Here is a 21721-nt window from a genome sequence, read left to right on the forward strand (position 1 = left end):
AGGAGCCCATTCCGCTGTTGACGGCCTTCGGAGGGCTTCGCACACCCTCTCTTTGCCGTGCCCCAAAGCGGCTCCCCGAGCGAGAGGCCGTAGACGTGAGCCAGTACGTGTCCCGTATCGCCGGCACGTTCGTAGGACCGACGCGAACCCCCCGCCTCCGGCTCCCCGGCCAGCACCGTCGGCCCCGCCGTATCGCCATGCTCAGCGTCCACACCTCCCCGCTGCACCAGCCGGGTACGGGCGACGCGGGCGGTATGAACGTCTACATCGTCGAGCTGGCCAAGCGTCTCGCCGCCATCGACATCGAGGTGGAGATCTTCACCCGGGCCACGGTCGGCGGTCTGGATCCCGTCGTGGAACTGGCCCCCGGGGTGCTCGTACGCCATGTCGACGCCGGCCCGTACGAGGGTCTGGCCAAGGAAGAACTGCCCGCGCAGCTCTGCGCCTTCACACACGGTGTGATGCAGGCCTGGGCGGGTCACCGCCCCGGCTACTACGACCTCGTCCACTCCCACTACTGGCTCTCCGGCCATGTCGGCTGGCTCGCCGCCGACCGCTGGGGCGTGCCCCTCGTCCACGCCATGCACACCATGGCGAAGGTCAAGAACGCCGCGCTCGCCGAGGGCGACAGCCCCGAGCCCACCGCGCGGGTGATCGGCGAGACCCAGATCGTGCGCGCCGCCGACCGGCTGATCGCCAATACGGCGGAGGAGGCCGGTGACCTCGTCCGTTTCTACGACGCCGAGCCCGGGAAGGCGGCCGTCGTCCACCCCGGGGTGAACCTGGACTGTTTCTGTCCCGGGGACGGCCGCGCCGCCGCCCGTGCCCGCCTCGGTCTGCCGTCCGACGCCTTCATCCCGCTCTTCGCGGGCCGTATCCAGCCGCTGAAGGCCCCGGACGTGCTGCTGCGGGCCGTGGCCGTCCTCCTCGACCAGGACCCGTCGCTGCGCGGGAAGCTGGTCGTGCCGGTCGTCGGCGGTCCGAGCGGTACGGGTCTGGCCAGGCCGGAAGGGCTCCAGAAGCTGGCCGCGCGCCTGGGGATAGCAGATGTGGTGCGGTTCCGGCCGCCGGTCGGCCAGGACCTGCTGGCGGACTGGTTCCGTGCGGCGTCCGTGCTGGTCATGCCCTCGTACAGCGAATCGTTCGGCCTTGTCGCCATAGAGGCGCAGGCGGCGGGGACCCCGGTGGTGGCCGCGGCGGTGGGCGGACTGCCGGTGGCGGTACGGCACGGGGAGACCGGGTTCCTGGTCCCCGGCCACGATCCGGAGGCCTACGCGCGGGCGCTGCGGAAGTTCGTCGACCACCCGGAACTGGTCGGCCGGATGGGCGCGGCGGCCTCGCGCCACGCGGGGTCCTTCGGCTGGGACGCGGCGGCCTCGGCGACGGCGGAGGTGTATCTGGCCGCCCTGCACGATCATCGCCGTCGCGTACGCTCGCACCATGGCTGACGTACAGCGGTCCGCCGGGGACCCCGCGCGTGTCATCGAACAGACCTTGGAAGCCGCCGAGCTGGAGTGGGAGAGCCCGGCGCCCGGCTCGTACGTCGTCACCCTCCCCGGCACCCGCAAGCTCTCCACCACCTGCTCCCTCCTGGTGGGCCGCCACACGCTCTCCGTCAACGCCTTCGTGATCCGCCGCCCGGACGAGAACGCCGAGGGTGTGCACCGCTGGCTGCTGGAGCGCAACCTCAAGCTGTACGCGGTGAGTTACGCGGTCGACCGGCTCGGGGACATCTATCTGACCGGCAGACTCCCGCTGGCCGCCGTCACCGAGGACGCGGTCGACCGGCTGCTGGGCTCCGTGCTCGAAGCGGCGGACGGTTCCTTCAACACCCTGCTGGAGCTGGGGTTCGCGAGCGCGATCCGCAAGGAGTACGCCTGGCGGGTCTCCCGGGGCGAGTCCACCCGGAATCTGGACGCGTTCGCGCATCTGACCCAGGCCTCCCCTTCCTCCTGATCTCGATGCACTCGGCGTCCGGCGTCTTCCCGGGCGGCCAAGCCCGTGGCATGCTCACCTCCACACGCACACCTGAACGTCGTTCACATACATGGAGGCGGGATCGTGGAGTCGCGGGAGCAGCGGGAGCAGAAGGAACAGCCAGGGCCGCCGGAGCCGCAGGAGCGGGCCGCGCGTGCGGTCGGCCCGCGGACCCCGCTCGGTCGGCGGACCCCGCTCGGTCGGCGGACCCTGCTCGGCAGTGCCGTCGGTGTCGCGGCGGCCGGCGCGATGAGCGCCGCTCTCGGCGGCAGCGCCGCGGCCGCCGCGAACGGGGCACGGGTGACCGCCGGATCTGCCGGGTCCGCCGGGTCCGCCGGATCAGCCGGGTCCGTCGGATCTGCGGGATCCGCCCGGACGTCCACGCTCTGGCGGGAGTTCGCCGAGTCGCCGTACACCCACCCCCAGATCCCGTACGTGGGGAAGGCCGGGCAGCGGGCGGGCGCCGACCGTTTCCCCCGCCACCGCGTCGTGGCCGATGTCCGTGCGTACGGCGCCAAGGGCGACGGTTCGGTGGACGACGCCCCCGCCATCAACCGTGCCCTCGCCGCCGCCGGAGAACGCGGCGGGGGCACGGTCACCATCCCGCCCGGCACCTACCGGATCGACGACGTGATCCGGATCGGCCACAGCGATGTCGTCCTGCGGGGCGCGGGCAGCGGCCGTACCACGCTGTACGCGACCAAGAACCTCACCGAGCTGATCGGCCCTTACGGCAGCCGCTACGGCGGTGACAAATCGAGCTGGTCATGGGCCGGCGGTCTCATCTGGCTCTGTCCGCAGGAGCGTTGGAACACGCTCACCACCGCCGTCAAGGAGCGCGCCTGGCCCTTCGAGGGCTGGACGGGCAACAAGCGGGACGAGTGGCGGACCCTCACCGGCGTCGGCCGTGCCCGGCGCGGCGACCGGACCGTGACCGTCCAGGACGCCTCCGGGCTCAGGCGCGGACAGCTCGTCCTGCTGCGGCTCGTGAACGACGCGGACCACACCCTCCTGGAGCACATGGCGGGCGGCGGCCCCGGCACCGAGGCGTACGACTGGGACGCCATGACCAAGCTGACGTCCTACGTTCCGTACGAGTGGCCGGTGCGCGTCACGGCCGTACGCGGGAGGAAGATCACCCTGGAACGTCCGCTCCCGCTGGACCTACGCCCGGAGTGGGACCCTCGGCTCACCACGCTCGTCACGCCGCTGACCGGCTCCGGCGTGGAGGGGCTGACGCTGGAGGCGGTCGAGACGCCGCAGTCCCCGCATCTGCTCGACAAGGGGTACAACGGGGTCGCGTTCCAGTGCGCGTACGACTGCTGGGCCGACGACGTGGTCGTACGCCATGTCGACAACGGCTTCGGGCTGATCGCCGCGTCCGCCTGCACCCTGAGCCGGACGCGGGTCGCGGGCCGTGGTGTGCACCATCCGTACTACTGCCGCGAGGGCTCGCACGACAATCTGATCGAGGACTTCGTCATCGAGCGCCGCACGGCCCCGGCGCCGGCGGGCACCCAGCTCCACGGGATCAATGTCGAGGGTCTGTCCAGCTACAACGTCTGGTCACGCGGGCTGATGGAGATGGGGACGTTCGACACGCACCGGGGGATGCCGTTCGCCAACGTACGGACGGAGATCACGGTGACCAACGACGGCCGGCACGGCGGCGACGCGATCGCGGGCCCGCTGTACGGGGCGCGGTTCGCGCACTGGAACGTCACCGTCACCAACGGGCGCGCGGGCCTGATCAAGATCGACGAGATCGCTCCGTACAGCGTCACGGCGGGAATCAGCGAGGTCCGCGAGTTCGACCAGATCGACGTACCGGACTTCACGGGCGAGCTGCGCGCGCGGCTGGAGGCGTACGGCCGTCCCGAGGACCTGAGGCCGCGCAATCTGTACGAGGCGCAGCGCGGCGTGAGTTGACGCCGACGGCCGCGGGGCGCGGGGCGCGGGGCGCGAGCAGGGGTACGGGGCGAGGTACGAGCGCGGGGGTACGGGTACGGGCTCCGCACGTACTAGGCGCGCTGGTACTAAACGGTCTGGTACCGGTCTGCCGGGCTGCTTCCGGTCGGCCGGGTCGGCGCCGGTCGGCCGGGTCGGCGCCGGTCGGCCGGCTCACATATGGGGCTGGATCGATCCGTCCCCCTGCACGCCCTCCCAGGCCGAGGGCCCGTAGACGACCTCGGTGACGGTTTCCTCATCGGACTGCATACGCCTCACGACCAGGGCCCCGCTGTCATGCAGAAGGTATCGGTAGCGCACCCCGTCGTGATCCTCGTAGGAGGTGATGCGACTGGACTGCTCAAGGCCCGGCGTGACCGCTGCCGGAAGCATGGTGACGTGGACTGTCATGAATCGACTGTACGTCCGGCATCCGCCCGGAAGCACGGCATGCGCTCCACCTGCCGTCCCTCACAAGCCACCGCCCGCCGGCCCACCCTGCCCGCCCCGGACACCGCTACCGGCTACCGCTACGGCTCCCGGCGTCGGCGTCGGCGTCGGTGTCGGCGTCTGCGGAGAAGCCGTGCTCGGTGAGCGTGGTCCCGCCGTCGAGGTAGCCGTACAGCCCGGCGGCGGGGTACTCGATGATGTCCTCGGGCAGCTCGTGCACCGAGAACCACCGCAGATCGAGACACTTCTCGGGCTCCCGGTTCTCGGGCTCGCCCTCCCACTCGCTGGCCTCGAAGAAGAACCCGATCCGCTCGGTCTCCGGGGACTGCCGGTGGTGCACGGTGTGCACAAGGCGCAGATGCCCGGGATCGACCCGTACGCCGGTCTCCTCGTACAACTCCCGCGCGGCCCCGCTCCTGAGCGTCTCCCCCTGGTCGAGCTTCCCCGACGGCGCGTGCCACCGCCCGTACCCGTACGGCCCGCCACGCTGCGAGAGCAGGAGCTTGTCCCCGTCGCGCAGGAAGACATGGGTGTCGATCACAGGCACTGCGAGCTGTACGTTCATGAATTCACCCGTTCTGCAGGACCCTGGGCTGTCGGCCGCGCTGTCTCTCTTAACTGGACCAGGAGCCAGGAGAGTTGTGCCGCCCTGGGCAGCCGATGCCGAGGAAGTACCCCGAGATGGCCACGCACCGCGACGTTATCGTTACGAAAAGCTCGGCGGCAAGCGTGGGCCGGAGCGCTTGTATTCGTGGCCTGCGCCGTGGGCCCCTCGTTCGTGGAGTGAGGGGCCCGGGGCCCTCGGCGTCGGCGTCGGTGTCGGCGTCGGCGGAACAGGTCAATCGGCGAAGTGGTCGAACTCGCCCGCTTTGACGCCCGCTATGAATGCCGCGAGATTGGCTCGGCTCGTGGTGGCGACGACATTCGGCTCGTCACTTTCGCGTACCTGTATCCGGCCGCCGTGTTCGGCGACCTCGACGCACTGGGCTCCTTCGCCGGAGAAGGATGACTTCTGCCAGTTTATCTCTCTGCTCATTCCTCGGGCTCTCACAGATCTCGTGCGATGTGATGGATGAAGCTGCGCGACTCGGCGGGTTCCAGAGAGGCCTGCTCGGCGAAGTCGAGCAGTGTTCGATTGCTCTCCAGCTCGGTTTCCGCATCGACGAAGAGTCCGCCGAAGCGGTTGTCGATATGGACCGAGTCGAGTTGCGGGACGGTTCCTCCGGTGTAGAGCACGGTCTGGGTGAGATCGATGAAATCCTCATTGGTGAACGGAATGATCCGGAGCATCACATCCGGCTTTTCGGACACCTCCATGAGATGTTCAAGCTGCTGACGTGCGACCTTCCGCCCGCCGATACGCATGCGCAGGGCAGCCTCATGCACGATGGCCTCCACTTCCGGAGGATTTCCGCGCGCCAGAATTCCCTGCCGCCTCGTGCGGTGCTCCACCCGTGCGTCCACATCCTTGGGGGGAAGCTTCGGAAGCACGCTGTCGAAGAGCGCTCGCGCGTATTCCTTTGTCTGGAGGATGCCCGGGAAGGTGACGGGTTGCAGATACCGCAGGTACTTCGCATGGTGTTCGAGTTCCGCGACATCGAGGAAACCGGGAGCGAGAATGCCCCGGTACTCGTCCCACCAGTACTGACCGCGGTGTTCGTGCGTCATGGCGCAGAGAGCGTCGATCAGTGCGTAGTCGTCACAGGCGTAGAAGACCGCCAGCCTGCGGACCCGCTCCTCGCTGATACCGATACGACCCGCTTCGATATGGCTGATCCTGGCCTGATCGGTCGAGAGGAAGCCGGCTGCTTCGCGGGCCGCTTTGCCCGCACGGAGCCGTAGCTTCCGCAACTCCCCACCGAGGCGTGCTTGGCGGGCGGTCGGATTGTCCCTGGGTGGCATGTCACTTCCTCTGTTCCGTGCTCAGCTGTTCTGTGCTCGGCGTCGTGTCTGTCGGGGTCACGGTCTGTCGATGTCACGGTCTGTCGGGGTCACGGTCTCTCGGCGTCACCGTCTGTCGGTGTCACCGTCTGTTTTTGTCATCCGGTTGAGGCACCGGAATGGGCCGGTACGCGGAGGCCGAAGTGCCGTCGCCGGGGCACGCCTTGGGGTGCGCTCGGATCTCGGCAGCCCTGGGCGATGCCACGCCAGGTCGTTGTTCCGCATCACCGACCACCCCGGCCTCGCCGACGACGCCCGCCTCTGTGTGACGGAGGTCGTCACCAACTCCCACCGCTGGTCCCACTCATGGCTGATCCGCGTCGAAGCGGCGGTCCGCCGGTGCGGGGTGACGGTGCGGGGTGACGGTCTACGTCCCTACGCCAGGCACAACGAGCCGCGCGCCCTGCCCGTATCGGGGGCGAGTGACGCCGAACATGAGCACGGGGGTGAGTTGTGCGGGCGACTCGCGGCAGGGGTCCCTGTTCGGGTGGTTTCGTCTCGGGTGGGGCCGCCCCTCTGGTTTGAGTTTGGCGACGGAGGGGCGGGCGTCAAGGGCGCTCCTTCGTCGCGTCGGCTGCGCCGATTCCGCTGCGCTCCACCCTTGACCCCCGCCCCTCCGTCGCAACTGCGGCTTCGTGGGAGGGGCGGCCCGGGGGAAGGGGTCCCCGGGGGAGGTGCGGTGGCCTGACCGGTCGTTTCCCGGCTCGCGGACGGTGGGTGGGTGGTGGGTCGGGCGGGGGCATTCGGAAGGAGGGCGGGTCCGGGTGGGTCGTCAGTACGTCCCGGCGGACGGGGACGGGGTATCGCTACGGAGGACACATGACCGGCTCCCGAGTGCCCGGCCCCGAGTGCCCTCAACAGGTCGCCAAACAGGGGCATATGGGGCATTGGTTGGTGTCGGCTGTCCCCTTTTTCGCTGAGGGAAGACCGTTCGGTGGTCTCTTGTGTCCCACGGACGCGAGAACCAGGGTCTCGCCGACCGTTACCTCGCGGCCTGCCTGTCCTTCGGTCACATCTGAGCGGCAGGGCTTTCGTGGCGGGTTCGCTCCGCCTCCGTTCGCTCCGCCTCCGTCCGTTCCGTGACCGTCCGTTCCGTGACCGTTCGCTCGATCCCCGTGCGCTCCGCTTTCCCCTCGTCCTCCGACAGGCCCCGCATCAGCAGCCAGTACCCCAGTCCCGCCACCGTCCCCAGTGCCGCGCACGCGCCCCACAGCCACCCCGAGCCGAGCCGGTCGATGATCAGCCCCGACATCAGCGGGGCGACCAGGCCCGCCACCGACCAGGACATGGTGTACATGCCCTGGTACCTGCCGCGGCCGTGCACGGGGGAGAGACGTACCACCAGCCCGGTCTGCGTAGGGGCGTTGACGATCTCGGCCAGGGACCATACGCAGACGGTCAGCGCGTAGACGGCGAGCGACCCGGCGAACGCCGTCAGCCCGAAGCCGTATCCCGCGAGCACCGACGACAGGATCAGCAGCCGGCGCGGGTCCCGGTGCTGGATGTAGCGGGTGACCGGTATCTGTAGAACCACGATCAGTACGCCGTTGACCGCGATGGCCGTCCCGTAGTCGACGCTGGTGAAACCGTCCGCGCCCATCGCCACCGGCAGACCCACGAAACCCTGCTGGAAGACGAGCGCCACGACGAAGGACAGGGTGACGACGCCCATGAAGCGGCCGTCCCGCAGGACGGTCCCCAGCCCGATGTCCGTACCCGAAGCCATGGCTCCCGCCCCCGCCTTCCCCGTACCGGCCGTACGCTCCGGCCGGGACTCCGGCAGCTTCAGGAAGATCAGCACGGCACAGGCGAGCGTCATCGCCGCCTCGCCCAGGAAGCCCGCGAGATAGCTGTACTGCGCGATGAAGCCCGCGCCCGCCGAGGAGATCGCGAAGCCCAGGTTGACCGCCCAGTAGTTGAGCGAGAACGCGCGCACACGGTGCTCGGGCCTGACGATGTCCGCCATCATCGCCTGCACGGCGGGGCGCGAGGCGTTCGAGGCCATGCCCACCAGGAAGGCCACGGCCGCGATGAAGACCGGGTCCCGCATGAAACCGAGCAGCGCCACGGAGGCGGCCGTCGACACCTGGGCGATCAGGAGGGTCGGCCGGCGGCCGAGCCGGTCGGTCATCACCCCCGCGCCCAGGGACGAGATGACCCCGCCGAGTCCGTGGAGCGAGGCGACGAGACCGGCGTAGGAGGCCGAGTAGCCCTGGTCGAGGGTGAGATAGAGCGCCATGAAGGTGGCGACGAAGGCGCCGAGCCGGTTGACCAGTGTGCTCGTCCACAGCCACCAGAATTCCCGGGGCAGTCCCGAGACGCTCTCCCGTACGGCGCGTCTGACACCGGCCATCGACATGGCGACGGACATACGTTTCCCCCGAGGCCGTGGCGCGGGGCCGGGCGGCCGGTTCAGCGGCCCGATCAGGGGCCGGACGACATGGGTGGGCGGCGTGGGACCGCGTGGCCCGCGTGCACCGGATGGTTACGGGACCCGCGCGGCCCGCGACCTGCGCGGGCCTGGGCGAAGGGACGGCCCCTCGCACGGCAGGCTCGCACGGCCGGTAAGTGGCCGAGCAGTCAACGGCACCTTACGTACGGGAGCCCGGCAGACGCCAGTCAATTGATCGCTGCGGCCAATCCCGACAGGGCCTCCAGCCGCTCCGGGCGGGTCCATTAGGCTCGGGCCCATGGCCGACGCACCGTACAAGCTGATCCTCCTCCGCCACGGCGAGAGCGAATGGAACGCGAAGAACCTGTTCACCGGCTGGGTGGACGTCAACCTCACCGACAAGGGCGAGAAGGAGGCAGTCCGCGGCGGTGAGCTGCTCAAGGACGCCGGCCTGCTGCCCGACGTACTGCACACCTCCGTCCAGAAGCGCGCCATCCGCACCGCGCAGCTCGCGCTGGAGGCCGCGGACCGCCACTGGATCCCGGTCCACCGTTCCTGGCGGCTGAACGAGCGCCACTACGGCGCGCTCCAGGGCAAGGACAAGGCGCAGACGCTCGCCGAGTTCGGCGAGGAGCAGTTCATGCTGTGGCGCCGCTCGTACGACACCCCGCCGCCCGCCCTTGAGGACGGCACGGAGTTCTCGCAGAGCGACGACGCCCGCTACGCCACGATCCCGAGCGAGCTGCGCCCGCGCACCGAGTGCCTCAAGGACGTCGTCGTACGGATGCTGCCGTACTGGTACGACGCGATCGTCCCGGACCTGCTCACCGGCCGTACGGTCCTGGTCGCCGCCCACGGCAACAGCCTGCGCGCCCTGGTCAAGCACCTCGACGGCATCTCCGACGAGGACATCGCGGGCCTGAACATCCCCACCGGCATCCCCCTCGTCTACGACCTGGACGCCGACTTCCACCCCCTCACCCCGGGCGGCACCTACCTCGACCCGGACGCGGCGGCCGCCGCGATCGAGGCCGTCAAGAACCAGGGCAAGAAGAAGTAACCCGACGTCAGCAAGCCCCCTCCCCGCGGTTTTTCGCGGGAAGGGGGCTTTTTGGCGGGCTCGGGCCGTCCCCGGGCTGTGAAAGAGATCTGGGGCCGGTGTCAAGAGTGCTCGCGAGTCTCGGTCGTTGTCGGTGCGACCGGTATGCTGATCGCGCCTTACCTGAACCTCCCTTGAACTCCGTGTGCGGGCACGCGAGTTCCAAGGCGCCGGCCCGAGCAGCGGGCCGGTCGGAGGAAGAAGGGAGGTGGTAGAGGTGAGTCTTGAGAAGGACAGGCCTCGTAGGTGGACCGGCGCCGAGAAGTGGCAGGTCTGGCTTGCGGGTGTCGGCCTACTGGTGACCATCGCTACCGGCGTGATGCAGGCCGCTCGATGAGCGGGTCACGCGCGAGAACGGTCGAGATCGGGCGCTGTGCACGCAGCGAGCCCGGTCTGCTCGTAGGCGACCGGGCTCGTTGACTGCTGGAGGGCCTGGATCTGGTTGCCGCCGGATCCAGGTCCTCGGTCGTTCTAGTCTCCTAGAACTTTCGCGAGCTATCTAGAGCTAACTAGATCTCGGAAGCCAATGTCTCACGGGCCTCTTATCCAATCAACTTTGGATCCCGTAGTTCGGAGAAGGTCTTGTCCGAACTGTTCACCGTGACTATGCGGCTTCTGTATCACCGGTCTTCACCATGTGCGCTTCTCACCGGTGATCGAAGAAGCCACGGCCTTACGGGTGCGCTACGGGCATCGGCGGGCCTACGCGCCGGAGGTCTCGGTGGCACCGGTACGAAGGGCCCCGGCCGGGGTTCGGACGGGGCCCTTCGCTCGCGCGTATCTTTCGCGTCGTGGCTGGTTAGCAGCCGCCGCCGCACTGGCATGAGCCGCCCGACTGGCAGCCGCAGCCGCAGCCCGAGCCGCAGCCGCAGGCGCCGAGTACGGGCAGGTGCAGCGCTTCGGCCGGGGCTTCGGGACGGGGGTCGGTCGTAGGGGAATCGGCCATGGGATCCTCCTCAAAGGCGCGCACGGATGGCGCCTGTCCCATTGCATGCCCTCCCCGGCAGGCGCATCAACGGCGCATCTCCGGCGCATCCGCGCAAACACCGCCGTGCGCCGGTCCGTCCTTCGCGTGCACCCGGGCCGGCATCTGCCACTGGCCCTTGCCCCCGGTACGGCACGGGTGTCCGACCCCGGCCGGTGCCTCGGATTTCGCCGCCGGCATCTGCGCCCGGCCGCCCACGTCGGCTCTCCCGCCGCGCGCGCCCCGCCCATGCCCGCGCGCGCCCCGCCCGTCTCCGGCCGGGGGCCTGCCCGGCTCCGCGCGGTTCGGTGACGGTGCTCTCGCGTCGCCTACGCTCCTTCGACCGGGGTCTCCGCCGGCTGGATCTCGTCCGCGTGCTCACCCGTCACCAGATAGACGACCCGGTTGGCGACCGCCACCGCGTGGTCCGCGAACCGCTCGTAGTAGCGGCCGAGCAGCGTCACATCGACCGCCGTCTCGATGCCGTGCTTCCACCGGTCGTCCATCAGGTGCTGGAAGAGCGTGCGGTGCAGCAGGTCCATCTCGTCGTCGTCCTGTTCGAGCTGAAGGGCCAGCTCGACATCCTTGGTGATGATGACCTCAGCCGTCTTCGCCATCAGCCGCTGCGCGAGCTGGCCCATCTCCAGGATCGTCGCGTGCAGGTCGTGCGGCACGGCCGACTGCGGGAAACGGAGCCTGGCCAGCTTGGCGACGTGCTGCGCCAGGTCGCCCGACCGTTCCAGGTCGGCACTCATCCGCAGCGAGGTGACCACGATCCGCAGATCGGTCGCGACCGGCTGCTGCCGGGCCAGCAGGGCGATGGCTCTGGCCTCCAGGTCGTGCTGGAGGTCGTCGACCCGCTGGTCGGCGGCGATCACGCTCTCCGCGAGCTTGAGATCGGCGTCGAGCATGGCCGTCGTGGCGCGGCCGATGGCGGAACCGACCAGCCGGGCCATCTCGACCAGGTCCTCGCCTATCGAGTCCAGTTCCTCGTGGTACGCGTCCCGCATGGGGTTGTCCCTCTCTTGACGTTTCTGCCCGGAGCCCGGGGGCTGATGCCGGGGCTGTGACCGATGGTGCGACCGGGGCTGTGACCGGTGGTACGACAGGGGGTGTGGCCCCCCACATTCCCACGTTCTGTCCGCTGCGCGACGGGCGCCTCCCGCACAAATGAACCGCTCCCATCCCCTCGGTGAACTCTGGGCGACGAGTGTCGGAGGAGACACCTCGACCGCTGGGAGAGTGTCCTGGGCCGCGCATACGCTGGTCGCATGGACGTGAACGCGGCGGTCGCCGCATTGGCCGCTATCGCCGGGGTGTGCACCGGCGTGATCGCCATGCTGGCGTTTCGCTGGAGCGAACGCGACCAGGCGCGACCCACCCGCACCTCCCTGCACACGGACGCCGTGCTGCCTCCGGGCGTCGACACCGTGCTCTCCGTGCTGCGCTCCTCCGCCGTCGTCTTGGACGAGAGCGACTCCGTGGTCAAGGCCAGCTCGGCGGCGTACGCGCTGGGCCTGGTCCGGGGCGGCAAGCTGGCCGTCGAGCCGATGCTCCACATGGCGCGGGACACCCGGCGGGACGGCGAGATAAGGCAGGTGGAGCTCGATCTGCCCAGGCGCGGTACGGGCCGGGGCGAGGCGCTCGCCGTCTCCGCGCGGGTCGCCCCGCTCGGCTCCCGTCTGGTGCTCCTGCTGGTCGAGGACCTCACCGAGGCCCGCCGGATCGAAGCCGTACGGCGGGATTTCGTGGCGAATGTCAGCCACGAGCTGAAGACCCCCACGGGTGCGCTCTCTCTGCTCTCCGAGGCCGTCATGGACGCCTCGGACGACCCCGAGGCGGTCACCCGCTTCGCCGGCCGGATGCAGATCGAGGCGACCCGGCTCACCAATCTCGTACAGGAGCTCATCGACCTCTCCCGGGTGCAGAACGACGACCCGCTGGAGGACGCCGAGCCCGTACGCGTGGACGAACTCGTCGCCGAGGCCATCGACCGGTCCCGGCACGCCGCGTCCACCAAACAGATCACCATGGCGTCGGGCGGCACCGTCCATCTCCATGTGTGGGGCAATCGCGGCCAGCTCGCCGCGGCCCTCGGCAATCTCGTCGAGAACGCCGTCAACTACTCCCCGGCCCGTACGCGTGTCGGTATCGCCGCGCACCGGGTCTCCGCCACCGGCGGGGACCTCATCGAGATAGCCGTGACCGATCAGGGAATAGGTATCTCAGAGAAGGACCGTGAGCGGATCTTCGAGCGGTTCTACCGCGTCGATCCGGCCCGCTCCCGAGCCACCGGCGGTACGGGGCTCGGCCTGGCCATCGTCAAGCATGTGGCCGCCTCGCACGGCGGGGAGGTCACCGTATGGAGCTCCGAGGGTCAGGGCTCCACGTTCACCCTGAGGCTGCCCGAGGCGGGCGCCGTACGGGATCGCACATTCAACGGCCCGGACGAAGACGACCGGACCGCCCACCACTCCGACACCGACACCGATACCGGCCTTGAGCTGGATACCCCGACCGTGCTTCCTGCCCCGGAGGTCCTTCCGTGACCCGAGTGCTCGTCGTCGAGGATGAGGAATCCTTCAGCGACGCCCTTTCCTACATGCTCCGCAAGGAAGGCTTCGAGGTCGCGATCGCGACCACCGGGCCCGCGGGGCTCGACGAGTTCGAACGCAACGGCGCCGACCTCGTCCTCCTCGACCTGATGCTGCCCGGCCTGCCGGGCACCGAGGTCTGCCGTCAGCTTCGCGGCAGGTCCAATGTCCCGGTGATCATGGTCACCGCCAAGGACAGCGAGATCGACAAGGTCGTCGGCCTGGAGATAGGGGCCGACGATTATGTGACCAAGCCCTTCTCCTCGCGGGAGCTGGTCGCCCGTATCCGCGCGGTGCTCCGCCGCAGGGGCGAGCCGGAGGAGGTCACGCCGGCCGCGCTGGAGGCGGGGCCGGTCCGGATGGACGTGGACCGCCATGTCGTCACGGTCTCCGGCGGCAAGGTGGACCTCCCGCTCAAGGAGTTCGACCTGCTGGAGATGCTGCTCCGCAACGCGGGCCGGGTGCTGACCCGTATGCAGCTCATCGACCGGGTCTGGGGCGCGGACTACGTCGGCGACACCAAGACCCTCGACGTTCACGTCAAGCGTCTCCGCGCGAAGATTGAACCGGACCCGGGTGCTCCGCGCTATCTGGTGACGGTGCGGGGACTGGGCTACAAGTTCGAGCCGTAAACCGGCCCGGCCCCCCATGTCGGCCGGACGGAACCGTCCGGCCATCGGCCGCCGATCGCACCGGTCCCGTACCCGATCGCGCGGCCGAGGTTGGTACGGGCGCCGCTCGTGACTACGGGCGCTGGTCGTACGGCCGGTGTCGCGACACGGCCGCCGATCACCTCACCACGACTCCTCGCAGGGCCCCCATGGTGAAGGCCCCGGTCGGCGCACGCCGGCCGGGCGGATCCGGTGTGCCCGGAACCGCCCGCCACCGCGCGAAAGACCCTAGTGCTGGGTCGAGGTGGAGGCGGACGCGGAGTCCGACGGGTTCGTGACGGGTTCCAGCCCTGACCCGGCGGGCGTGCCGGCCTCGCCGGACTGGCCCTCGGCCGGGGAGCCCGACGGGGACCCGGAGACCGATCCGACCGGCGACTCCGACGCGCCCGGGGAGGGCGACGCGGAAGCCGAAGGCGACGGCAGCGCGCTCGGGCCGACGCCCTTGAAGTACGTGTTCGACGGGAAGACGAAGGCGCGCAGAGCCACGTCGCCGGTCTCGCTGAACGTGAAGACGACCTGCTGCGCGTCGCCGTTCTTCGCGGCCTCGCGCCCGTTCTCGATCACGGCGGAGGCGTTGCCCTTGCCGCCGAGCTGGACCGAGCCGCCGGCCGGTACGGTGATCGGCCCCGATCCCTTCGCGGGCGAGAGCTTCACCTCGGCGCCGGTACCGGGCAGCTCGACCGAGTCGAGGGTCTGCCCGCTCCTGCCGTTGTTGAAGACCGTGCCGGTGACGACCGCGGGACCCTCCGCGTCGGCCTCGGGCTGGGTGATCACCGTGGCGTTCTGGATGGAGATGTCGCCGACGGAGGTCGCGGCGTTGTCCGGCTTGACGCCGAGCGTCTGCGCGTTGTTGCCGGCGCCGCACGCGGTGAGCGGGGCAAGCGAGAACACGAGGGCAGAAGCGGCGAGGACGCCGCGTCGAAGGCTGCGGCTCACGGCGGCGGCAACTCCTAGGACGTACGGACGGAGGGGGTCGGTGCTGGACAACGCGGTGCTGGACAACGCTGAGAACCCGATGCGGACTGAAGGCTTTCAGCGGGCCTAGGTTACCGAGCCGTCGTCGGCGCCCCGCACCCGACCCGCCTCCAGCCGCTCCCGGCCCTCCCCGGGCAGTTCCGAGGCCCTCCCCAGGCCGTTTCGAAGCTCTCCCCGGGTCCTTCCCGGGGTCCTTCCCGCGCGGTTGCGGGCCCGTCGTGGCCGGTCCTCCCGCCCGTATCAGGACGCGTGCCAGCCCCGTACCAGGCCCGGTATCAGGTGCCGCGCCGGGCGCCGCGCCGGGCTCCGTCCGGTGCCGTGTCCAGCCCGTATCCGGAGGCTGAATCCGGCCGGTCCTCGTGCCCTTCGGGACCCGGACCGCGGACCCGGATTCCGTATCCGATTTCCTGCTCGATCCCGTCGTTTCGCACGCCGTTCACATAATGCCGGTGATCAATTCCTCCGCGCACCGCACATTCCTTGCTAATACCGCCCAGGGGCCACGGGGTGATCAAATTCAAATCTTTCCCATGTCCATCCGTACGAGTGATCGACATCCGAACGGACTACGGGAAGTTTGACACCTGAAATCCGGCAAATCGGGACGTTCATCCTCTCCTGAGGGTGTTGCGCGATGGGTAACGGGCGCGTTTCCGTGCGCCCGCGCAGCCGCTCCGACCTGCGAATACCTCCTTCCGGAAGCCGTCCGCAGCACGTTCCTGGCGCAGTTGTCAAGCCCCGAGAACCGTCCTGACCTGCGAAAACGCCATTCAGAAGATGCCATTCTCGTGTTACCCTGGATAGCCACGGAAGGGGTACCTGTCACATGACGTTCAAGGTTGGCGACACCGTGGTCTATCCCCATCACGGGGCCGCGCTGATCGAGGCCATCGAAACTCGCCAGATCAAAGGCGTGGACAAGACCTACTTGGTGCTCAAGGTCGCTCAGGGCGACTTGACAGTGCGTGTACCGGCGGACAATGCGGAGTTCGTCGGCGTGCGCGATGTGGTCGGTCAGGACGGGCTGGACCGGGTCTTCGAGGTGCTCCGGGCACCGTACGCAGAAGAGCCGACGAACTGGTCCCGTCGCTACAAGGCAAATCTCGAGAAGCTCGCCTCCGGCGATGTCATCAAGGTCGCTGAAGTGGTGCGCGACCTGTGGCGTCGGGAGCGCGAGCGTGGACTCTCCGCAGGTGAGAAGCGCATGCTCGCCAAGGCACGACAGATTCTTGTCAGCGAGCTGGCTCTCGCGGAGAACACCAATGAAGACAAGGCCGAGGCTCTGCTCGACGAGGTACTCGCGTCCTGAATCATGACGCCGCCGTGTGCCGGCGGCGCATGCCGTACAACGCAGTGAATGCCGTGGTGCCCGCTGACCAGCTATGAGGGAAATGCTGTGTCGCCGGGCGCTGCGGCATGTCCGTACACCCGCACCTCGTACGACATCCGGCCCACATCCCCCGTACCCGTACACCCCGTACGCGTACACCCGTGCCCAGGTGCCTCTGCACCGCCCCCGGGACCGGTCCCGGAGAACCAGTCCCGCGGTCCGCGGTGCACCAGCTCTCCGCGGTCCCTGAGCTCCCCGTACCCGAGGTCTCACACCCCTCGTGCGCGGGGACTCGCCGGGCCGTCACCCGGGATTCCGCCCTGCCCGGGGCGGATCCGGGCATGCCCGTCCCCGGGGCAGCCGGTGCGATCCGTCTCGACCGTCTGTCACGGAAGGGTCCGGTCAAGGCATCGCGCCCGGCACGGTGTGGCCATACCCATGTCGGCCGAGGAAACAAACCTGCCGGAGGGCAACCGATGTCAGACGAAGCCCGCCCCCACCACACCGCAGCGGTGATCCCCGCGGCAGGCCGGGGCGTACGGCTCGGCCCCGGGGCCCCCAAGGCCCTCCGCACGCTGGGCGGCACACCGATGCTGATCCACGCCGTCCGCGCGATGGCCGCCTCGCGCGCCGTCTCGCTGGTCGTGGTGGTCGCACCGCCCGACGGCGCGGCCGAGGTCAAACACCTCCTCGACGAGCACGCGCTGCCCCGGCGCACCGACTATCTCGTCGTGCCCGGCGGTGAGACGCGCCAGCAGTCCGTACGCCTCGGTATCGAGGCCCTGCCCGACTCCATCACGGCCGTGCTGGTCCATGACGCGGCGCGGCCGCTCGTGCCCGTCGACACCGTGGACGCCGTCGTCGAGGCCGTACGGGACGGCGCGCCGGCCGTGGTGCCCGCGCTGCCGCTCGCGGACACCGTCAAACAGGTCGAGCCGCGCGGGAAGGGCGAGCCCGAGCCGGTCGTCGCCACGCCCGAGCGGGCGCTGCTGCGTGCCGTGCAGACCCCGCAGGGCTTCGACCGTGCCACGCTCCAGCGCGCCCACGAGACGGTGGCGGCGGTCGGTGAGGGCGCGACGGACTGCGCCGGTATGGTCGAGCGGCTCGGCGCGCCCGTCGTGGTCGTGCCAGGACACGAGGAGGCGTTCAAGGTGACCAGGCCGCTGGATCTGGTGCTGGCGGAGGCGGTTCTCGCCCGGAGGAGGGCCAACGATGGCTTCTGAGGTTCCCGGGCCTTCGGGCGCGGCCGGCCCGGGGCACTCCGGGCCCGTGCTCCTGCCGCAGGTGGGCATCGGCACCGACATCCACGCCTTCGAGGAGGGCCGCGAGCTGTGGTGCGCGGGGCTGCTCTGGGAGGGCGAGGGCCCCGGTCTGGCCGGGCACTCCGACGCGGATGTCGTCGCCCACGCGGCCTGCAACGCGCTGTTCTCGGCCGCCGGCCTCGGCGATCTCGGCGCGCACTTCGGCACCGGGCGCCCGGAGTGGTCCGGGGCCTCCGGGCTCACCCTCCTTACGGAGGCGGCCAGGATCGTGCGCGACGCGGGCTACACGATCGGCAATGTCGCCGTGCAGGTCGTCGGTCCGCGGCCGAAGATCGGCAAGCGGAGGGACGAGGCGCAGAAGGTGCTCAGCGCGGCCGTCGGTGCTCCGGTCGCGGTGTCCGCGGCCACCTCGGACGCGCTCGGCTTCACCGGCCGTGGCGAAGGGCTGGCCGCGATCGCCACGGCGCTGGTCGCCCGTACCGCCTGAGCGGGGCGCCCGTACCGGCTGAGCGCCGGTGGCCCGTACCGGCTGATCGAAATAGGCTGCGGGGGGTACGGGTTGAGGGAATGTCAGCTTCCGGGGCCTCCGGGCTGAGGGAGCGTCAGAAGCGTCAGATCAGCACCAGCGTCAGATCAGCACCAGTCAGTACCAGGTCAGCCCGTCAGCATCAGGTCGGGCGCCGGGCACCACGCGCGCGTACCCGGGCACCACGCGCGCCAGGCACCACGTGCGCACGCGCCGGTGGCCGGGCATCGAGTACCAGGCATCAGAAAGGCAGTCATGGCAGCCGCACTCTCCGACAAGCTCAAGGAACTCCTCGACGGCCCCGTCTTCGTCGACATCGCCACCATCCAGCCCGACGGCAGCCCCCAGGTGTCGCCGGTCTGGGTGAAGCGTGACGGCGACGACGTGCTCATCTCCACCACCGTCGGCCGCCGCAAGGAGCAGAACCTCCGGCGCGACCCCCGGGTCTCGATCGTCGTACAGCCCGCCGACGAGCCGTACCTCTACGCCGAGATCCGCGGCTCCGCGACTCTCACCACCGAGGGCGGCCAGGAACTGATCAACGAGCTGTCCCTCAAGTACACCGGCAAGCCGTACGCGGAGTTCAACCCGGCGTCCAGCGAGGACGCCCCGCGCGTGGTCGTCCGTATCACCCCGCGCAAGGTCGTCGGCCGTATCTGAACCGGTCCGGAACCGGCGGGGACCACGCCCGTACGGCGGGGACCGCGTCCGCAGGGCGGGGTCACCTCCGGGAGGCGGGGGTCACACCCGTACGACGGGGACCGCCTCCGCATCGGCCGGGCCGCGACCCGGGCCGCGAGCCGGGACCGTCCGGGATCCGGCCGGGATCCGGCAGGGACCGTCGGCGAGGACCGGTTGACCCGATCGGACCAAACCTCGCAAACATCGCGAAATTCGACCGGGGACTTTGCCGGACGGGCATGAACGTCACGCTTCTGTGTCCCCGTGGCCCAAAGGGTCGCGGGGCACTACCCCCGGCGCACTACCCTTGTCGCGTGACTATTCGGCTGTACGACACCGGCGCCCGGCAGATCCGTGATTTCAACCCGCTCACGCCGGGCTGTGTCTCGATCTACCTGTGTGGCGCCACCGTGCAGTCCGCGCCACACATCGGGCACATCAGGTCGGGGCTGAACTTCGACATCATGCGCCGCTGGTTCACCTACCGCGGCTACGACGTGACGTTCGTGCGGAACGTCACCGACATCGACGACAAGATCATCGCCAAGTCGGCCGTCCAGGGCCGCCCGTGGTGGGCCATCGGGTACGAGAACGAGCGGGCCTTCAACACCGGCTACGACGTCCTCGGCTGCCTGCCGCCCACCTACGAGCCCCGCGCCACCGGCCACATCACCGAGATGATCGAGATGATGCGCGGCCTCATCGAGCGCGGCCACGCGTACGAGGCGGACGGCAACGTCTACTTCGACGTCCGGTCCTTCCCGGACTATCTGGAGCTGTCCAACCAGGACCTGGACGATCTGCGCCAGCCCTCGGGCGAGGGCGAGACCGGCAAGCGCGACCAGCGCGACTTCGCGATGTGGAAGGCCACCAAGCCCGGCGAGCCGAGCTGGGAGACGCCCTGGGGCCGCGGCCGGCCCGGCTGGCACCTGGAGTGCTCGGCCATGGCCCACAAGTACCTGGGCAGCGTCTTCGACATCCACGGCGGCGGCATCGACCTGATCTTCCCGCACCACGAGAACGAGATCGCGCAGGCCAAGGGGTACGGCGACGAGTTCGCGCGGTACTGGGTGCACAACGCCTGGGTCACCATGAGCGGCGAGAAGATGTCCAAGTCGCTCGGCAACTCGGTGCTGGTCTCCGAGATGGTCAAGCACTGGCGTCCCATCGTGCTGCGCTACTACCTCGGCACCCCGCACTACCGCTCGATGATCGAGTACAGCGAGGAGGCGCTGCGCGAGGCCGAGTCCGCGTTCGCGCGGATCGAGGGCTTCGTCCAGCGCGTCGTGGAGAAGGCCGGGGGAGTCGTCGAGGCCGCGGACGAGGTCCCGCCCGCCTTCGCCGAGGCCATGGACGACGACCTGGGCGTTCCGCAGGCGCTCGCGATCGTCCACACGACCGTACGGCAGGGCAACTCGGCGCTCGCGGCCGACGACAAGGAGGCGGCCGTCGCCCGGCTCGCCGAGGTACGGGCCATGCTCGGCGTCCTCGGACTCGACCCGCTCGACCCGCACTGGGCCGGTGAGGCCGACCGCGGTGAGGATCTGCACGGTGTCGTCGACACGCTCGTACGGCTCGTGCTGGAGCAGCGCGAGGCGGCGCGCGCACGCAGGGACTGGGCCACGGCGGACGCCATCCGGGACCAGCTCCAGCAGACCGGACTCGTCATCGAGGACGGACCGTCGGGACCGCGCTGGACGCTGGGACCGCGCTGACGCCCACCGATCCCTGTGCCGCCCGGTCCCTCCGGGCGGCACACTTGCGTCCTTCCGTACGCTGGCTCATGCAGTCCGCGGCGGGAAAGCAGAAGCAGTCCGCAGCAAGCAGTCCGCACCATCCCGCACCAATCGAGCGGTCCCCAGCATTCTCAAGCAGTCTGAAGCAACGAAACAGGTAGGTCATGGCCGGGAACAGCCAGCGCAGGAACCGCCGCACGTCCAACAAGAAGGGCGCGCAGGTCGGCAGCGGTGGCAAGCGACGCCGCGGGCTGGAGGGCAGGGGCCCCACGCCGCCCGCGTCCGCCCGCAAGGGCCATGTCCAGAACCGCACCGCCAACGCCAAGGCCAAGCAGGCCGCCCGGCGCCAGATCGCCCGGCGCGGCGGCAAGGGCACCAGCGAAATGGTCGTCGGCCGCAACCCCGTCTTCGAGGCGCTGCGCGACGGCGTACCGGCGACGACCCTCTACGTCCAGCAGTTCATCGACAACGACGAGCGCGTGCGTGAGGCGCTCCAGCTCGCGGCCGACCGCGGCGGCATCCATCTCATGGAGGCCCCCAAGCCGGAGCTGGACCGGATGACGAACGGCCTGAACCACCAGGGACTCGTCCTCCAGGTCCCGCCGTACGAATACGCCCACCCGGAGGACCTCGCCGCGGCGGCCTTCGACGACGGTGAGGACCCGCTGATCGTCGCGCTCGACGGGGTCACCGACCCGCGCAACCTCGGCGCCGTCGTGCGGTCCGTCTCCGCCTTCGGCGGCCACGGGGTGGTGGTGCCGGAGCGGCGCGCCGCGGGGATGACCGCCGGTGCCTGGAAGTCGTCGGCGGGAACGGCGGCCCGTACGCCGGTCGCCCGCGCGACCAATCTCACCCGCGCCCTGGAGTCGTACCAGAAGGCCGGTCTGGTGGTCGTCGGGCTCGCGGCGGACGGCGAGGCCGAGGTCGGCGATCTGGAAGCGCTCGGCGGGCCCGTCGTCATCGTCGTCGGCAGCGAGGGCAAGGGCCTGTCGCGGCTGGTCGGCGAGACCTGTGACTTCCGGGTACGGATTCCCATGCCGGGCGGCGCGGAGTCGCTGAACGCGGGGGTCGCGGCCGGAGTGGTGCTGTACGAGGCGGCCCGCCGCCGGGCCTGAGCCCTCACGGTCCCGGGCCCCGGGCTGTCTGGTTCTGGGCCCGGGCCTGTCCGTTCCGGGT

The 21721-nt window shown here is 69.9% G+C and carries 20 protein-coding genes; 12 read left to right on the top strand and 8 right to left on the bottom strand.

Annotation, left to right across the window (positions count from 1 at the left end; genetic code table 11):
- The first annotated feature begins 95 nt into the window (after nt 1–95).
- From mshA to ACFYYH_RS26170, 3 genes are all read left to right on the top strand, one after another.
- A complete protein-coding gene (mshA, locus tag ACFYYH_RS26160) occupies nt 96–1448 on the top strand; it encodes a D-inositol-3-phosphate glycosyltransferase (protein ID WP_388555633.1) in 1353 nt (450 codons plus the stop codon).
- Nucleotides 1441–1956, top strand: coding sequence for a YbjN domain-containing protein (locus tag ACFYYH_RS26165; RefSeq protein ID WP_388555635.1), 516 nt, complete (start codon nt 1441–1443; stop codon nt 1954–1956). The genes mshA and ACFYYH_RS26165 overlap by 8 nt, the downstream gene beginning before the upstream one ends.
- A gap of 270 nt (nt 1957–2226) precedes the next feature.
- On the top strand, nt 2227–3906 hold the full coding sequence (locus tag ACFYYH_RS26170) for a glycosyl hydrolase family 28-related protein (protein WP_388555848.1): 1680 nt from the start codon (nt 2227–2229) through the stop codon (nt 3904–3906).
- 192 nt (nt 3907–4098) lie between these two features.
- On the opposite strand, the gene ACFYYH_RS26175 is transcribed toward ACFYYH_RS26170, so the two are convergent.
- The 5 genes from ACFYYH_RS26175 to ACFYYH_RS26195 all read right to left on the bottom strand — a co-directional run bounded on the left by ACFYYH_RS26175 (nt 4099) and on the right by ACFYYH_RS26195 (nt 8674).
- On the bottom strand, nt 4099–4335 hold the full coding sequence (locus ACFYYH_RS26175) for a hypothetical protein (protein ID WP_388555637.1): 237 nt from the start codon (nt 4333–4335) through the stop codon (nt 4099–4101).
- Between the two features lie 106 nt (nt 4336–4441).
- Nucleotides 4442–4939: an NUDIX domain-containing protein gene (locus ACFYYH_RS26180; RefSeq protein WP_388555638.1), complete on the bottom strand. Its 498-nt coding sequence runs from the start codon at nt 4937–4939 to the stop codon at nt 4442–4444.
- Between the two features lie 273 nt (nt 4940–5212).
- The gene (locus tag ACFYYH_RS26185) at nt 5213–5410 is read right to left on the bottom strand and encodes a DUF397 domain-containing protein (protein ID WP_388555640.1); all 198 of its coding nucleotides are present in this window, start codon (nt 5408–5410) and stop codon (nt 5213–5215) included.
- A gap of 11 nt (nt 5411–5421) precedes the next feature.
- Nucleotides 5422–6276 (bottom strand): helix-turn-helix domain-containing protein, encoded by an 855-nt coding sequence (locus ACFYYH_RS26190; protein WP_388555642.1) that lies wholly within the window; start codon nt 6274–6276, stop codon nt 5422–5424.
- Nucleotides 6277–7324: 1048 nt separating this feature from the next.
- Nucleotides 7325–8674: an MDR family MFS transporter gene (locus ACFYYH_RS26195; RefSeq protein WP_388555850.1), complete on the bottom strand. Its 1350-nt coding sequence runs from the start codon at nt 8672–8674 to the stop codon at nt 7325–7327.
- A 331-nt stretch (nt 8675–9005) separates the two neighbouring features.
- On the opposite strand from ACFYYH_RS26195, the gene ACFYYH_RS26200 reads away from it, so the two are divergent.
- Complete coding sequence (locus ACFYYH_RS26200; protein WP_388555645.1) at nt 9006–9767, top strand: phosphoglyceromutase; 762 nt, start codon at nt 9006–9008, stop codon at nt 9765–9767.
- Nucleotides 9768–10605: 838 nt separating this feature from the next.
- On the opposite strand, the gene ACFYYH_RS26205 is transcribed toward ACFYYH_RS26200, so the two are convergent.
- Entirely contained in the window at nt 10606–10752 is a 147-nt protein-coding gene (locus ACFYYH_RS26205; RefSeq protein WP_388555648.1) for a hypothetical protein, read from the bottom strand.
- Nucleotides 10753–11099: 347 nt separating this feature from the next.
- Entirely contained in the window at nt 11100–11780 is a 681-nt protein-coding gene (phoU, locus tag ACFYYH_RS26210) for a phosphate signaling complex protein PhoU (protein ID WP_388555650.1), read from the bottom strand.
- 261 nt (nt 11781–12041) lie between these two features.
- On the opposite strand from phoU, the gene ACFYYH_RS26215 reads away from it, so the two are divergent.
- Together ACFYYH_RS26215 and ACFYYH_RS26220 are read left to right on the top strand one after the other, a co-directional pair.
- Nucleotides 12042–13319: a sensor histidine kinase gene (locus ACFYYH_RS26215; RefSeq protein WP_388555652.1), complete on the top strand. Its 1278-nt coding sequence runs from the start codon at nt 12042–12044 to the stop codon at nt 13317–13319.
- The gene (locus ACFYYH_RS26220) at nt 13316–13996 is read left to right on the top strand and encodes a response regulator transcription factor (RefSeq protein ID WP_046498012.1); all 681 of its coding nucleotides are present in this window, start codon (nt 13316–13318) and stop codon (nt 13994–13996) included. Before ACFYYH_RS26215 ends, ACFYYH_RS26220 begins: the two co-directional genes overlap by 4 nt.
- Before the next feature lie 267 nt (nt 13997–14263).
- Here the strand turns inward: ACFYYH_RS26220 and ACFYYH_RS26225 are convergent, their stop codons facing one another.
- Nucleotides 14264–14971, bottom strand: coding sequence for a DUF461 domain-containing protein (locus ACFYYH_RS26225; protein WP_388555655.1), 708 nt, complete (start codon nt 14969–14971; stop codon nt 14264–14266).
- 865 nt (nt 14972–15836) lie between these two features.
- Here ACFYYH_RS26225 and ACFYYH_RS26230 point away from each other — a divergent pair.
- The 6 genes from ACFYYH_RS26230 to rlmB all read left to right on the top strand — a co-directional run bounded on the left by ACFYYH_RS26230 (nt 15837) and on the right by rlmB (nt 21660).
- On the top strand, nt 15837–16319 hold the full coding sequence (locus ACFYYH_RS26230; RefSeq protein ID WP_003953493.1) for a CarD family transcriptional regulator: 483 nt from the start codon (nt 15837–15839) through the stop codon (nt 16317–16319).
- A gap of 497 nt (nt 16320–16816) precedes the next feature.
- Nucleotides 16817–17563 carry a 2-C-methyl-D-erythritol 4-phosphate cytidylyltransferase gene (gene ispD, locus ACFYYH_RS26235; protein WP_388555658.1) on the top strand — a complete coding sequence of 249 codons (747 nt, stop codon included), beginning with the start codon at nt 16817–16819 and terminating at the stop codon, nt 17561–17563.
- Nucleotides 17553–18089 (top strand): 2-C-methyl-D-erythritol 2,4-cyclodiphosphate synthase, encoded by a 537-nt coding sequence (gene ispF / locus ACFYYH_RS26240; protein ID WP_388555661.1) that lies wholly within the window; start codon nt 17553–17555, stop codon nt 18087–18089. The genes ispD and ispF overlap by 11 nt, the downstream gene beginning before the upstream one ends.
- 294 nt (nt 18090–18383) lie before the next feature.
- Nucleotides 18384–18788, top strand: coding sequence for a PPOX class F420-dependent oxidoreductase (locus ACFYYH_RS26245; protein WP_388555664.1), 405 nt, complete (start codon nt 18384–18386; stop codon nt 18786–18788).
- Nucleotides 18789–19123: 335 nt separating this feature from the next.
- Entirely contained in the window at nt 19124–20524 is a 1401-nt protein-coding gene (gene cysS / locus ACFYYH_RS26250; RefSeq protein WP_388555667.1) for a cysteine--tRNA ligase, read from the top strand.
- Nucleotides 20525–20709: 185 nt separating this feature from the next.
- Complete coding sequence (gene rlmB, locus ACFYYH_RS26255) at nt 20710–21660, top strand: 23S rRNA (guanosine(2251)-2'-O)-methyltransferase RlmB (protein WP_388555670.1); 951 nt, start codon at nt 20710–20712, stop codon at nt 21658–21660.
- Nucleotides 21661–21721 lie beyond the last annotated feature (61 nt).

The sequence above is a fragment of the Streptomyces sp. NPDC002018 genome, assembly GCF_042890865.1.
Lineage (GTDB): Bacteria > Actinomycetota > Actinomycetes > Streptomycetales > Streptomycetaceae > Streptomyces.

What these genes read in the sequence shown, in the direction of transcription:
- ACFYYH_RS26165 (WP_388555635.1), top strand. Translation starts at nt 1,441, where the DNA reads ATGGCTGACGTACAGCGGTCCGCCGGGGACCCCGCGCGTGTCATCGAA.
- ACFYYH_RS26170 (WP_388555848.1), top strand. Translation starts at nt 2,227, where the DNA reads ATGAGCGCCGCTCTCGGCGGCAGCGCCGCGGCCGCCGCGAACGGGGCA.
- ACFYYH_RS26175 (WP_388555637.1), bottom strand. Translation starts at nt 4,335, where the DNA reads ATGACAGTCCACGTCACCATGCTTCCGGCAGCGGTCACGCCGGGCCTT.
- ACFYYH_RS26180 (WP_388555638.1), bottom strand. Translation starts at nt 4,939, where the DNA reads ATGAACGTACAGCTCGCAGTGCCTGTGATCGACACCCATGTCTTCCTG.
- ACFYYH_RS26185 (WP_388555640.1), bottom strand. Translation starts at nt 5,410, where the DNA reads ATGAGCAGAGAGATAAACTGGCAGAAGTCATCCTTCTCCGGCGAAGGA.
- ACFYYH_RS26190 (WP_388555642.1), bottom strand. Translation starts at nt 6,276, where the DNA reads ATGCCACCCAGGGACAATCCGACCGCCCGCCAAGCACGCCTCGGTGGG.
- ACFYYH_RS26195 (WP_388555850.1), bottom strand. Translation starts at nt 8,674, where the DNA reads ATGTCGATGGCCGGTGTCAGACGCGCCGTACGGGAGAGCGTCTCGGGA.
- ACFYYH_RS26200 (WP_388555645.1), top strand. Translation starts at nt 9,006, where the DNA reads ATGGCCGACGCACCGTACAAGCTGATCCTCCTCCGCCACGGCGAGAGC.
- ACFYYH_RS26205 (WP_388555648.1), bottom strand. Translation starts at nt 10,752, where the DNA reads ATGGCCGATTCCCCTACGACCGACCCCCGTCCCGAAGCCCCGGCCGAA.
- phoU (WP_388555650.1), bottom strand. Translation starts at nt 11,780, where the DNA reads ATGCGGGACGCGTACCACGAGGAACTGGACTCGATAGGCGAGGACCTG.
- ACFYYH_RS26215 (WP_388555652.1), top strand. Translation starts at nt 12,042, where the DNA reads ATGGACGTGAACGCGGCGGTCGCCGCATTGGCCGCTATCGCCGGGGTG.
- ACFYYH_RS26230 (WP_003953493.1), top strand. Translation starts at nt 15,837, where the DNA reads ATGACGTTCAAGGTTGGCGACACCGTGGTCTATCCCCATCACGGGGCC.
- ispD (WP_388555658.1), top strand. Translation starts at nt 16,817, where the DNA reads ATGTCAGACGAAGCCCGCCCCCACCACACCGCAGCGGTGATCCCCGCG.
- ispF (WP_388555661.1), top strand. Translation starts at nt 17,553, where the DNA reads ATGGCTTCTGAGGTTCCCGGGCCTTCGGGCGCGGCCGGCCCGGGGCAC.
- ACFYYH_RS26245 (WP_388555664.1), top strand. Translation starts at nt 18,384, where the DNA reads ATGGCAGCCGCACTCTCCGACAAGCTCAAGGAACTCCTCGACGGCCCC.
- rlmB (WP_388555670.1), top strand. Translation starts at nt 20,710, where the DNA reads ATGGCCGGGAACAGCCAGCGCAGGAACCGCCGCACGTCCAACAAGAAG.